At 58.5% G+C, this 12,886-nt stretch carries 8 protein-coding genes; 4 read left to right on the top strand and 4 right to left on the bottom strand.

Annotated elements, in window-relative coordinates; all coding sequences use genetic code 11:
* Nucleotides 1-282 precede the first annotated feature (282 nt).
* The gene (gene tkt / locus ACE1BR_RS10415; protein WP_374869991.1) at nucleotides 283-2,274 is read left to right on the top strand and encodes a transketolase; all 1,992 of its coding nucleotides are present in this window, start codon (nucleotides 283-285) and stop codon (nucleotides 2,272-2,274) included.
* Between the two features lie 283 nt (nucleotides 2,275-2,557).
* Nucleotides 2,558-2,956, top strand: a complete 399-nt coding sequence (locus ACE1BR_RS10410; RefSeq protein WP_374869989.1) for a hypothetical protein — start codon at nucleotides 2,558-2,560, stop codon at nucleotides 2,954-2,956.
* Nucleotides 2,957-3,136: 180 nt separating this feature from the next.
* Here the strand turns inward: ACE1BR_RS10410 and ACE1BR_RS10405 are convergent, their stop codons facing one another.
* Nucleotides 3,137-4,402, bottom strand: a complete 1,266-nt coding sequence (locus ACE1BR_RS10405; RefSeq protein WP_374869987.1) for a RidA family protein — start codon at nucleotides 4,400-4,402, stop codon at nucleotides 3,137-3,139.
* A gap of 1,011 nt (nucleotides 4,403-5,413) precedes the next feature.
* Between ACE1BR_RS10405 and ACE1BR_RS10400 the strand changes: the two genes are divergently transcribed.
* Complete coding sequence (locus ACE1BR_RS10400) at nucleotides 5,414-7,216, top strand: sulfatase-like hydrolase/transferase (protein ID WP_374869985.1); 1,803 nt, start codon at nucleotides 5,414-5,416, stop codon at nucleotides 7,214-7,216.
* A 202-nt stretch (nucleotides 7,217-7,418) separates the two neighbouring features.
* Here ACE1BR_RS10400 and ACE1BR_RS10395 read toward each other — a convergent pair whose 3' ends face one another.
* Together ACE1BR_RS10395 and ACE1BR_RS10390 are read right to left on the bottom strand one after the other, a co-directional pair.
* Entirely contained in the window at nucleotides 7,419-8,537 is a 1,119-nt protein-coding gene (locus ACE1BR_RS10395) for an anhydro-N-acetylmuramic acid kinase (protein ID WP_374869983.1), read from the bottom strand.
* Between the two features lie 107 nt (nucleotides 8,538-8,644).
* Nucleotides 8,645-9,973 carry a peptidoglycan DD-metalloendopeptidase family protein gene (locus ACE1BR_RS10390; protein WP_374869981.1) on the bottom strand — a complete coding sequence of 443 codons (1,329 nt, stop codon included), beginning with the start codon at nucleotides 9,971-9,973 and terminating at the stop codon, nucleotides 8,645-8,647.
* Between the two features lie 109 nt (nucleotides 9,974-10,082).
* Here ACE1BR_RS10390 and tyrS point away from each other — a divergent pair, with 109 nt between their 5' ends.
* Entirely contained in the window at nucleotides 10,083-11,282 is a 1,200-nt protein-coding gene (tyrS, locus tag ACE1BR_RS10385) for a tyrosine--tRNA ligase (RefSeq protein WP_374869979.1), read from the top strand.
* A 162-nt stretch (nucleotides 11,283-11,444) separates the two neighbouring features.
* On the opposite strand, the gene ACE1BR_RS10380 is transcribed toward tyrS, so the two are convergent.
* Nucleotides 11,445-12,857, bottom strand: a complete 1,413-nt coding sequence (locus tag ACE1BR_RS10380; protein ID WP_374869977.1) for an MATE family efflux transporter — start codon at nucleotides 12,855-12,857, stop codon at nucleotides 11,445-11,447.
* Nucleotides 12,858-12,886 lie beyond the last annotated feature (29 nt).

The following is a 12,886-nucleotide window of genomic DNA, read 5'->3' as shown; positions in this document are numbered from 1 at the left end:
TATCTACATCTGGACGTCTATTTTAATTAGCCCCCCCTGCGATTGCCAGCACTATTTTGTCGAGTCATGGGCAGCGGGTTACCATTGGCTCCTTACTATCCCCAAGGGGATGGAAATCAAACGTTTTCTCTTGTTCTCTTTAGGCAAAAGAGGCCAAGAAAAGCGATTGTCCTCCCAAAGCCACTTTATTCGTCCAGATAATATTTGCACGTCGCGCCCCCTGCTGGGACAATAACGCGCCTTAATCTTGGCCATCAAATGAAGCAATCGCAGGAGATTCAGATGCCTTCTCGTAAAGAGCTTGCCAATGCCGTTCGTGCATTGAGTATGGATGCCGTTCAAAAAGCCAACTCCGGTCACCCGGGCGCCCCCATGGGAATGGCGGATATCGCCGAAGTGCTGTGGCGTAGCCACCTCAGACATAACCCGAACAACCCCAAGTGGGCCGACCGCGACCGTTTCATTCTTTCCAACGGCCACGGCTCCATGCTGCTGTACTCCCTGCTGCACCTCTCCGGTTATGACCTCTCCATCGACGATCTGAAAAACTTCCGCCAACTGCACTCTCGCACCCCGGGTCACCCGGAGTACGGCTATGCACCGGGCGTTGAAACCACCACTGGCCCGCTGGGTCAGGGCATCACCAACGCCGTTGGTATGGCGATCGCCGAAAAAGCCATGGCTGAGCAGTTCAACCAGCCGGGCCACGATATCGTTGACCACTACACCTACGCCTTCATGGGCGACGGCTGCCTGATGGAAGGTATCTCCCACGAAGCGTGCTCCCTGGCAGGTACCCTGCAACTGGGCAAACTGATCGCGTTCTGGGATGACAACGGTATCTCCATCGACGGTCACGTTGAAGGCTGGTTCACCGACGATACTCCCAAGCGTTTCGAAGCTTACGGCTGGCACGTTATCCCGGCGGTAGACGGTCACAGCCCGGAAGCTATCAATGCCGCCATCGAAGCCGCCAAGGCCGAGACCGGCAAGCCGACCCTGATCTGCTGCCGCACCATCATCGGTTACGGCTCCCCGAACAAATCCGGTTCTCACGATTGCCACGGCTCACCGCTGGGCAACGACGAGATCGCCGCTGCTCGCGCCTTCCTGAAGTGGGACCACGCGCCGTTCGTTATCCCGGCCGACATCGCTGCCGAGTGGAACGGTCAGGAGAAGGGTGCCAAGTTGGAAGCCGACTGGGCTGCCAAGTTCGCTGCCTATGAAGCCGCTCACCCGACCCTGGCTGCCGAATTCAAGCGCCGCACCACTGGCGAACTGCCTGCCAACTGGGCTGCTGAATCTGCCAAGATCATTGAAACCCTGCAAGCCAACCCGGCCAAGATCGCGACCCGTAAAGCGTCCCAGAACTCTCTGGAAGCGTTCGGCAAGCTGCTGCCGGAGTTCATGGGCGGTTCTGCCGACCTGGCCCCGTCCAACCTGACCATGTGGTCCGGTTCCAAGTCTCTGACCAACGACGATGCTTCCGGCAACTACATCCACTACGGTGTGCGCGAGTTCGGCATGTCCGCCATCATGAACGGTATCGCCCTGCACGGTGGTTTCATCCCCTACGGCGCCACCTTCCTGATGTTCATGGAGTACGCTCGTAACGCCCTGCGCATGGCCGCCCTGATGAAGCAGCGCGCTATCTTCGTTTACACCCACGACTCCATCGGTCTGGGTGAAGATGGCCCGACTCACCAGCCGGTTGAGCAGATCGCGTCCCTGCGTCTGACCCCGAACATGAGCACCTGGCGTCCGTGTGACCAGGTTGAATCCGCCATCGCCTGGAAGCACGCCATCGAGCGTACCGACGGCCCGACTGCGCTGATCTTCTCCCGTCAGAACCTGGCCCAGATGGACCGTACTGCCCAGCAGCTGGCCGACACCGCCAAGGGTGGTTACGTGCTGAAGGATTGCGCTGGCAAGCCGGAGCTGATCCTGATCGCCACCGGTTCCGAAGTGGAACTGGCCGTTGCCGCCTATGAGCAGCTGACTGCCAAGGGCCATGCCGTGCGCGTGGTCTCCATGCCAGCGACCGACGTGTTCGACGCTCAGTCTGCCGAGTACAAAGAGTCCGTCCTGCCGATGTCCGTCACCAAGCGTGTAGCCATCGAAGCGGGTATCGCTGACTACTGGTACAAGTACGTCGGTTTTGGCGGCAAGATCATCGGTATGACCACCTTCGGTGAGTCTGCTCCGGCTGAGCTGCTGTTCAAGGAATTCGGCTTTACCGTGGAAAACGTGGTTGCGACCGCTGAGTCCCTGTAAAAGCTGCTGACTATTGGGTCGTCTTGGCCCAATAGCTGGAAAATAAAACGCCCCCCATCGCAAGATGGGGGGCGTTTTTCATGGCATTGGGTACTGCCAATGTATCAGGGGGGGCTGATATGTTGTGACATCCGAGTGATGAGTTGATCGAGCTCGTTTTTCTTTTGCATGTAATGCCATTCGTGGCTTCATATGATACTTTCGTTATTGCATTCCCCTGTTCGCGATGGGTGCATTTAATTACAAAAACATCATTTGATGTGTCATCAAGATGGAGTCTCCTATGTCCTGTTCTATTTCTATCGATCCATCAGCAAAAAAACTGTGGGTCAACAAAAACAGTTATGACCTGGATAAAATATCGAATGTGCAAGTCAGAAAGCTCTCATGGAAAGATAAACTACTCAATATGTTCATCATCGGTGCCATTGCGTCGAGTCTGTTATTTATCATTATCCCGACGGATGAAAACGGTCAGGTGATTACGGAAGTACTCCCGGTGATAGCATTTTTGATTGGTGCCTGTATTGCTTTATTTATCAGTAGCAAATATGAGTTCAGATTGGAGTTTAGATATTCAGATGAAGTCGGTGTGCAGTGGTTTACCGCAGCCAAGGGGCGCACGGTTGTTGATTACCAGATGTTCAAGACCCGGGAAGTGGAGCTGAAGCACTACCTTTAGCTGAGGTTGATGTGCCAGGTTAGATTGGCTGGGCGTATTCTGAATTTCGTCCAACCCGATCCATGTATTGTCAGGCTAAATAGTGCGCTCATTGAAATAGTTTTATTAAAAACCATGTTCCTGCCAATTATATAAAAAGACACCGACGTTAAGCCGGTGTCTTTTTATCATCAATACGTATTACGCCTGCGGTGGGGTACTTTCTGCGTTGGACATCACCGCATCAATTTGTACCAGTGCACCGGCGGGCAGTTCACCAACACCAATTACGGTGCGGGCGGGCTGGTAGCTCGGGAAATAGCGGGTATAGATGGCATCCACCTCCGCCAGATCCGCGATGTTTTTCACCTGGATATTGACCTTGACGATATCGTCCATCACATGGTCGATGCTCTCCACAATCGCCTTGATCTGGTTGAGGCATTGAGCGGTCTGCTCGCGGATGCAACCGGCCAGGATCTTGCCAGTGGCGAGATCGATCGGCAGTTGTGCGGTCAGATGGTTGTAGTGAGAGAAAGCGACGGTTTGGGTATGCAACGGGCTGCGCGGTGCCTTGTCGGTATTGCGGGCGCGGATCACCAGATTGTGGCGATCTTCTACCAGTTGCGGCGGGGTGCCGTCACCGTGGGAGATCACCGCATCCATCTGCACTTGGGCTCCCATGGGCAGGGCGGTGGCACTGACCACCGAGCGGGCAGGCAGATAGGCCACGGCGCGGGCAATGGCGGAGTCGGGGAAGAAGGTGGTGTAGACCTCGTTGACGGCATCCAGATCGGCCAGATTGGTCAGATAGACGGTCACCTTGACGATATCGTCGAAGGGCACATCAATGCTCTCCAGAACGGTTTTGATATTGCGCAGGCACTGAGCGGCCTGCACCTTGACGTCACCGGCGACCAGCTGGCCCGAGGTGGCATCGACCGGCAGCTGGGCACCGATATTGTTGTAGTGGGAGAAGGCGACGGTATGGGTCGAGAACGGGTCTTGCGGTGCCTTGTCGCTATTGCGGGCCAGTTTGACCAGCGGGCAGGGGGCTTGCGGGAAGGTGCCTTCGCCATTGGAGATGATGGCATCGATCTGTACCTGCGCATCCAGCGGCAGGGCGGCCACGGCCAGTACGGTACGGGTGGGCAGATAGCTTGGGAAGAATTCGCGGTAGACGGCATTGACCGCCTCCAGATCCGCCATGTCTTTCAGGAAGATGGTCGCTTTCACCATATCGTCCATCACATGGCCGATGCTTTCGACGATGGCTTTGAGATTGCTCAGGCACTGTCTGGCCTGCACCTTGACATCACCACCCACCATTTTGCCGGTTTTCGGGTCAACCGGCAGCTGGGCAGAAATATTATTATAATGAGAAAATGCCACCGTTTGAGTATAAGGCCCCATATTCTGGGGGGCGTTGGTGGTATTTCTTGCGGATTTGATAATAGTGCCACTCATATTGATAATCCTTCTTTAATATTTGTTGTTAACTCAGGTGCAGATTTACCCCATCTTTTTTATGCGCCATAGCAATCATGCCAGTGGCGGCATTCCCGATTATTAGTTGCAATCCACTCATTAGCTGAATTGGATAAGAGAGGGAGGGACAGGATGAATTATTTCAGACATTGCGATTCTATGAGGTGGCTGCAGGGGATGCAAACCGTAATTGCATTTATATGATATGGCTCAATGGTCGCAAATTTAATTTTATTGCCATTCAATTCACCCTGCATAGCAGCGGGGGCCGGTTTCTGCCAGCTGACATCGGCTGGCAGCCTTGTCTGGCAAGGGGTTTGCAGATGAGCGCTATGGGGCCAGGCTGTGACTAAAGCGTTAATGTTATGCGGCAACGTGCTGCCAAACCATTTTATTATGCATAGATATGTATTTTGCATTTTTTCAGAGCGCTATGCTAAACAGCAAAAATATGCTAACGAGAACCCCGCACTGCGGAGCTAAAGATGTAGTTGAAATATAATTCAAGCCGGCTGCATGTGCTCTATTGTGGTTATTACTGGTTAATAATCAGCGAGCACCATGCTTGAGGGAATTATCCTCGAAAAATAGTCTGCTGAATATGCCATAAGTTTTCGTGATGTATTTTTTGGCGATGGGCTCGCTACCACGAGCCAGCCATCTTTCCCTGATGAAATGCAGATGAAATAGCTGATGAGTGGACAGTGACTGTCATTAGCCTCTGGGCCCAATAGCGTGGACCGACGGCCAGCGGGGAGAAGGCCATCCAGCCTCTGCTCACCCTTGTGTGGCTGGCGGGATGGGTGTCGCTATGTGGGCATATCAAGAGCCTCGTTTGAGATTTAAATAGACTTTCCATTGCTTAAGCTTCGGTTCATGTACATTTTTTGGTCGCCCTCTTACTATCCAGTTGGCCAGCCATATTCTGGTGCTTTTATGACCCGCCGGGTGCGGGCTCCGTTGCTGAATGAGAGATGATGGGGTGACTGAATGAGCGAGAAAATCGATCTGCCTGGCGGGGCCAGCAATGTGACCCGACGCGAGTTTATGGGGATGGCTGGCGGCGTGATGGCTGCTGCCGCGACCGGGATCTGGCCCCGGGATGGGGAGGCCAAAGAGGCGACTGTCACGGCACCGCGTCCGCGCCCTGCGGGGTCGACCCAACTGCGCAGTCGACCCAATATCCTGTTTATCTTTACCGATCAGGAGCGCTACTCCCCCACCTTGCCCGGTGCGCTGTCACTGGTGGGGCACCGTCGCCTGATGGAGAGCGGCACCACCTTTACCAACCATTACAGTTCGGCGGTGATGTGTACCAGCTCGCGTGCCGTGCTGATGACTGGCTTGCAGACCTGCGACAACGGCATGTTCGAGAACGTCGACATGCCCTATGTGAAGGCGCTCTCGACCAAGATCCCGACTGTTGGCACCCTGCTGCGTCAGCAGGGGTACTACACCGCCTACAAGGGCAAGTGGCACCTCAATCGCGATTTTGATACCGATACGCCTTCCCGACTCTTTAGCGCCGAGATGGAGGCCTACGGTTTTGCCGACTTCGTCTGGCCGGGGGATGTGCTGGCCCACAGTCTCGGTGGCTACAAGAACGACCATATGGTGGCGGGCAGCGCCATCTCCTGGTTGCGGGGAACCGGTCAGGCTCTGAGTCAGGAGGGCAAGCCCTGGGCGCTGTTCGTCAGTCTGGTCAACCCGCACGACATCATGTATTTCAACACCGATGCGCCGGGCGAGGCACGTCAGGATCCGGGTAACCTGCTGATGCACGCCACCCGGGCTCCGGATCACCCGGACTACCGTCGCCGCTGGGAGCTGCCGCTGGCGGCGACCCGCTACCAGAGTCTGACCACGCCGGATCGCCCTGCTGCTCACCGCGAGTTTGACCTTGCCTGGAGCCATACCCTTGGCCGGATCCCCAATGAAGATGCGCGCTGGCAGCGCTTCAACGACTTCTACTGCAACTCGCTCAAGTCGGTGGACCATCAGCTGGTGCGGCTGCTGGACGAGCTGGCACAGCTGGGGCTGGAGGAGAACACCATGGTGGTCTTTACCTCCGATCACGGTGAGATGGGGGGCGCTCATGGCCTGCGTGGCAAGGGGCCATTTGCCTATGAGGAGTCGGTTCATGTACCGCTGATGATCCGTCACCCCGATGTCGCGGGTGGGCAGCGTTGCCAATCCCTCACCAGCCACATCGACATGGTGCCGAGTCTGCTCTCCCTGTGCGGCATGCCGCGCGAGAAGATGCATGAACTGGCTGGTCGGGTGCTGCCGGGGCAGGAGATTGGCCGTGCACTTGGCAATGTGGCGGCCAGCGAGCTGCACACGGTGCGCGAGCGGGTGCTCTTTACCTACAGCGGGCTGGCGACCAATGACAGCGAATTGATCCGTCTGATCGCCGAGGGCAAGGCCAGCGGCAAGTCACCCCAGACCGTGCTGAGCGAGACCGGTTATCGCCCCGATCTGCGCAAGCGGGGCAGTCTGCGCACTGTTTTCGACGGTCGCTTCAAATTCAGCCGCTATTTCGCCCCCATCGAGCGCAATACGCCGACCTCGCTGGAGCAGTTGCAGCGCTGGAACGATCTGGAGCTGTTCGATCTGGTGAGTGATCCGCAGGAGAAGGTCAATCTGGCGCAGGATCCTGGCCAGACTCCCCAACTGCTTGCCATGAACGGGCAACTTAATCAGGCAATCGCCGCCGAGATGGGGATCGATGACGGTCGCGAGATGCCGGCGTTTGAAAGTATCAACTGGGCCATGTCGGCCATCGATCTGTAAGAGGTGAAGATGCAAAAAGCGAGATGGCATTGGTCGCTGCCCGCTTGACGCCTGACGGCACCTGCTGGACCCCCGCTCCTGACCGAGCGGGGGTCTGTTTTTTGGCGGGGTGTGGCGCGGCTCCTGCCAGCATTGTTACGCCAGTGCAACATAAGTCATTCTGACTGTATTGTTGGTGAAACAATGTACGACTATTGCGAGGTCATCCCGCGGGATAGAGTGCCCCCAGCACGGCCGGTCGGCTGGCGCCGGTAACGGCGGGCAGGTTGCCGGGCTTGCGGTGGATAAAGCGCTCTGCCAGCCAGGCAAACGCCGCCCCTTCCATCCAGTCGGGGGCAATCCCCAGCTCGGCAGTGTTGGCGATGCGCCAGCCGGGCAGCAGGTTGGCCAGCTCCGCCAGCAGCGGGGTGTTATGGGCGCCGCCGCCGCAGACAAACAGCTCGGTTTGGGGTTGGTTGGTACCGAACTGTTCGGGCAGAACGGGCAACTGGCGGGCGATGCTGTGGCAGGTGAGCGCCTGCAGGGTGCGCTGCACATCGGCCGGGGCATAGGGGCGGCCAGCCAGTTCGCCATCGAGCCACGCCAGAGTGAACATCTCCCGCCCGGTGCTCTTGGGGTGTGGGGCGGCAAAGTAGGGGTGAACCAGCAACTGCGCCAGCAACTCGGGAATGAGCTGGCCGCTGGTCGCCCACTGGCCGCCGGCATCATAGCTGGCGCCGTTGGGGTGATGGCGGCGATACCAGCCATCGAGCAGGGTGTTGGCCGGGCCGGTATCGAAGCCATAGACCCCGTTGGCGTGGCCCGGCAGCACCGAGATATTGGCGATGCCGCCGAGGTTGAGCACCACCCGCAGCGCGCCAGGACGGGCAAAGAAGGCCTGGTGGAAAGCGGGTACCAGCGGTGCCCCCTGACCGCCGAGGGCCATATCCATGGTGCGAAAATCGGCGATGACGTCGATGCCGGTCAGCGCCGCCAGCAGGGCCGCGTTGCCGATCTGCAGGGTAAAGCCAAGCTGGGGGCGGTGGCGGATGGTCTGACCGTGGCTGCCGATGGCACGAATGTCTTTGGGGGTCAGACCCGCTTTGGCCAGCAGAGCGTGAGTGGCGGCGGCAAATTCGCGGGCCACCTGATTGTCGGCCACCCCCATGCGGTCGATCTCGTTGTCGCCCGGGGTGCAGAGCTCATGCAGCTCGTGCGCGGTTGGCCAGGGGTGGCTGAGGGCCGCCTCGACCCGTAGTTGATCCCCGTCGATCTGCACCAGCACGGCGTCGATACCGTCCATGCTGGTGCCAGACATCAATCCGATATAACGCTCAGCCATGAACTTTCCTCAACCTTGTTTTCGGGAAAACGCGCTGCTTGGCAGAGGGGGGATCTCCCGCTCTGCCGTTGTAGACCTGTTGTGTGAGATTGAGAGCCCGTGGTCGCTCAACTACCGCGGCTCTCCCGCTTGTTCTGGGCCAGCTGCAGCTCGGGGCTGGCGAGCTTGGCCAGTTGCGGTGTCGCCAGTTTTCTGAAGTTGGCCAGCTCGCGGCCGCTCAGGGATTCCGCCTGCGGCAGGGTAAGGGTGCGCGGGTTTTTGTGTACGCCGCCCACCACGAACTCGTAGTGCAGATGGGGGCCGGTGACCCGGCCAGTACCGCCGAGCAGACCAATGGTCTGGCCCTGCTTCACCCGCTGCCCCTTGTTGACGGTTCGCTTGGAGAGGTGCAGGTACTTGGTCACATAGTTGCCAGCGTGCTTGATAAAGACGTAGTTGCCGTTGAACTGGTTGTAACCGGCGGCCACCACGCTGCCAGAGCCTGCCGCCATGATGGGGGTGCCTACCGGCGCCACATAGTCGATGCCGTTGTGGGGGCGGATCTTGCCGGTCACCGGATGGAGGCGGCGCGGATTGAAGTTGGAGCTGATGTATTTGAAGTTGACCGGCGCGCGCAGGAAGCTCTTGCGCATCGCTTTGCCTTCCGGGGTGTAGTAGTTGCCATCTTCATTGAGCACGGCGCGGTAGGCGGTGCCCTGGTTGACGAACTCGGCAGCCAGAATATCGCCGGAGGCAACCCGCTCGTCGTCGCGGAACTTGTCTTCGTAGACCACCCGGAAGCTGTCCCCCGGTTGCAGATCCTGAGCAAAGTCGATGTCCCAGCCGAAGATGGCGGCCAAGTCCATGATCTGATCTTCGGTCATCCCCGCATCGACCGCCGCGCCCCAGAAGCTGGAGCGGATCTCCCCCTTGCTGACCTGTTCGCGGGTGTCGAGGGCAATCTTGACGTTGCGGGCGACGAAGGTATCGTCCTTGCGGCTCACCTTGAGCGCCTGTTCGAGGCTGTGGGGGTAGTAGAGGCTGTGCAACTGGCCATCTTCGGTCAGTTTGAAGGTGAGCTCCTGTCCCGGTTGCAGCATGCGCAGGGGATCGCTGCCATCGAGCTGATCGATCAGGTGCAGATCGGTGGTGCTCAGGCCAATGCGCTGGAAGATCACCCCCATGTTGTCGCCACTGCGTACCTTCACCTGCTTGGTGATATAGGTGGGCTTGGGCGGGGTGAGCGGTTGTTGGGCATCGGCGCTGATGTCGGCAGAGGGCTGCTTATCGTCCGAGCCCTCTTCCTGCAGCGCAATCTCGTTGCCGTTTTCATCGACCCGTGTTGCCACCGCCTGTTCGCTTGGCCAGGCAGCCAGCATCATGATCATGATGCTCAAAATCAGCACCATCTTGCGGTGCCAGTGGGGGAGGGAGTTGAAGGCGTGCCAAATAACCATGGAAAGTTGATGAAGTCGGGCAGAATGGACAGATTTTACAGCCTTTCCAATTGGCCCGCCATTCCAGTAAGATGTTTGGCCCTGTGGAATCGTGATGGAGAGTCAAAAAATGTCCCAGCTCGAGGTGGCGCTAGCCGAGATCAAGCGCGGAGCGGAAGAAATTCTGGTTGAAGAAGAACTTGTCGCCAAGTTGAAGGAAGGGCGCCCGCTGCGCATCAAGTTGGGCATGGACCCGACGGCCCCCGACATTCACCTGGGTCATACCGTGATCCTCAACAAGCTGAAGACCTTCCAGGATCTGGGCCATGAAGTGATCCTGCTGATCGGCGATTTCACTGCCATGGTGGGCGATCCCTCCGGCAAGAATGCGACCCGTCCGCCGCTCTCCGAAGAGGCCATCAAGCACAACGCCCTCACCTATGCCGAGCAGGCGTTCAAGATCCTCGATCCGGCCAAGACCCGCATCGAGTACAACTCGACCTGGCTGAGTGAGCTGGGCGCGACCGGCATGATCAAGCTGGCGGCCAAGCAGACCGTGGCCCGCATGATGGAGCGCGATGACTTCAAAAAGCGCTACACCGGCGGCCAATCCATCGCGATTCACGAATTCCTCTATCCGCTGCTGCAAGGCTATGACTCGGTTGCGCTGAAGGCGGATGTCGAGCTGGGCGGTACCGATCAGAAGTTCAACCTGCTGATGGGCCGCGAGCTGCAAAAAGATGCCGGCATGGCGACCCAGTGCGTGCTGATGATGCCGCTGCTGGTGGGCCTGGATGGCGTCAAGAAGATGTCCAAGTCCGCAGCCAACTATATCGGCGTACACGATGCCCCGGGCGAGATGTTCGGCAAGATCATGTCCATCACCGACGATCTGATGTGGAACTACTACGAGCTGCTCTCCTTCCGTCCGCTCTCTGAAATCGAAGGGTTCAAGGCAGGCATCGCCGCCGGTACTCTCAACCCGCGCGACGTGAAGATCTGGCTGGCCAAAGAGATCATCGCCCGTTATCACGACGAAGCGGCGGCCGAAGCGGCCCACGAAGATTTCACTCAGCGCTTCTCCAAGAACGCCATTCCGGACGAAATGCCGGAAGTGGAGCTGGCTCTGGAAGGGGAAGGTCTGGCCATTGCCAACCTGCTGAAAGATGCCGATCTGGTGGCTACCACCTCCGAAGCACTGCGGATGATCAAGCAGGGCGCGGTCAAGGTTGATGGCGAGAAGCTGGAAGATGGCAAGGCACTCATCGGTGCCGGTACCGCCGTTTATCAGGTCGGTAAGCGCAAGTTTGCCCGGGTGACTGTCAAGTAAACAGCGACGCCCTGCAAGCGGTGACAGCCAGATCGGGCTGACCCAAAAAATAAGAGAAGCCTCCCTTGTGGAGGCTTCTTTATAGGTACGCGATGGACGGGAAGTCTAGATAGCAAAACCGGCATCAGAGGATGCCGGTTTTTTATTGGTTCTATGACTGCCTCAGCGGACCAGTTGGACGGCAGCGCGAGCACGGGCCGGTTGCGGGCGGCGCTTGGCTTTTGGCGCGCAAGCCACTTTCAGGCGTAGCCACTCGCGCCACAGCAGCCAGCAGAGCGGCAGGGTGAGCAGCAGTACGGTGGCGGGCTGGGCCATCAGCACCCCATCACGCCCCCACTGTTGCGGCAGCAGGAAGATGAGCGGCAGCAGCAGCACGGTTTTGGCGATGGAGATGACCAGTGCCTGTCGGGTGCGCGCCATGGATTGCAGCAGCACGATGCCGAACATGATGATCCCCTCCAGCGGAATGGCGCCGAGGTTGAGGGTCAGGCTGCTGATGGCGGCGGCCAGCAGTTCGGGATCCTTGTCGCCGGTATAGAGCATGGCGACCTGTCCCGGCAGCAGCTGGATGGTGAGCCACACCACCATGCCGTAGATAAAGGTGAACTTGAGCCCCATCTCCATCAGGTACTTGAGGTTGCGATGGCGCTTGGCCCCCGCCGCCTTGCTGATGAGCGGCTGAATGCCGAAGGCCAGCCCCTGCAGGATAACGATAAAGACCGCCTCGGTGTAACCGGCCACGGTAAAGCCAGCCAGATCCTTCACATTGCCATACACCATCAATTGGCTGTTGTGCAGCATCAGCAGCAGCCCGAGGTTGAACTGGGCGATCAGGCTCGGCAAACCGGTAAAGAGCAGGTTCGGCATGGCGGGGAGGTTGGGCACCAGATCTCGCCAGCTGAGGCGCAGTCGGGCCCAGGGGGTAAAGACGTAGCCAAGGCCGATCAGGCTCACCGCACCTTCGGCCATCAGGGTCGCCTGGGCGGTACCGATCAAGCCCAATCCCAGTTGGGCCACCATCACATAGTTAAGGAGGATGTTGAGCACGGCGCCGCCGCTCACCAGCACCATGGCCAGCTTCGGGCGGCCATCGTTGCGCAGCAGATAGGGAACCGCCAGATTGCTGGCCAGCAGCAGGGTACCGCCGCCGATCCAGGTGAGGTAGTCACTCGCCTGTTTCCAGGTGTCGGTGCCCTGTTCAATCCCGAGCCCCAGCAGGATATCGGTGTGGGTGTAATAGAGCAGACCCGGCGCAATGATCCCGAGCCCGGCCAGCAGCCAGAGGGCATTGACCAGCGCCTGACGAGCCAGCGTGTCGTTTTTCGCCCCTTGCTGGAAGGAGATGGCGGTGGCCGCCCCCATGCTGATCATGGCGGCCAGCCCGATCAGCACCATGATGACCGGATAGACCAGGTTGATCCCGGCGAGGCCTGCGGCGCCGACATAGTGACCGACGAAGATGCCGTCGATGAGGTAGTAGGCCCCCGACACCAGCATGGCAAGGATCGAGGGGAGGGCGTAAGCCCAGAAGCGACGGGTCATCGCCCGTTGTCGCAGTGTTAAATAAGCTGACATATCTGTTCTCTCGGGGAGCTCGATTATCG

It is taken from the genome of Aeromonas sp. MdU4 (assembly GCF_041929505.1).
GTDB lineage: Bacteria > Pseudomonadota > Gammaproteobacteria > Enterobacterales > Aeromonadaceae > Aeromonas.
The sequence above is the reverse complement of the archived record's forward strand: the minus strand, read 5'-3'. Positions and strand labels throughout refer to the sequence as shown.

Excerpts from the sequence above, each read along its gene's own strand:
- ACE1BR_RS10380 (WP_374869977.1), bottom strand. The coding sequence starts at position 12,857 with ATGTCAGCTTATTTAACACTGCGACAACGGGCGATGACCCGTCGCTTC.
- ACE1BR_RS10400 (WP_374869985.1), top strand. The coding sequence starts at position 5,414 with ATGAGCGAGAAAATCGATCTGCCTGGCGGGGCCAGCAATGTGACCCGA.
- tyrS (WP_374869979.1), top strand. The coding sequence starts at position 10,083 with ATGTCCCAGCTCGAGGTGGCGCTAGCCGAGATCAAGCGCGGAGCGGAA.
- ACE1BR_RS10390 (WP_374869981.1), bottom strand. The coding sequence starts at position 9,973 with ATGGTTATTTGGCACGCCTTCAACTCCCTCCCCCACTGGCACCGCAAG.
- tkt (WP_374869991.1), top strand. The coding sequence starts at position 283 with ATGCCTTCTCGTAAAGAGCTTGCCAATGCCGTTCGTGCATTGAGTATG.
- ACE1BR_RS10410 (WP_374869989.1), top strand. The coding sequence starts at position 2,558 with ATGTCCTGTTCTATTTCTATCGATCCATCAGCAAAAAAACTGTGGGTC.
- ACE1BR_RS10405 (WP_374869987.1), bottom strand. The coding sequence starts at position 4,402 with ATGAGTGGCACTATTATCAAATCCGCAAGAAATACCACCAACGCCCCC.
- ACE1BR_RS10395 (WP_374869983.1), bottom strand. The coding sequence starts at position 8,537 with ATGGCTGAGCGTTATATCGGATTGATGTCTGGCACCAGCATGGACGGT.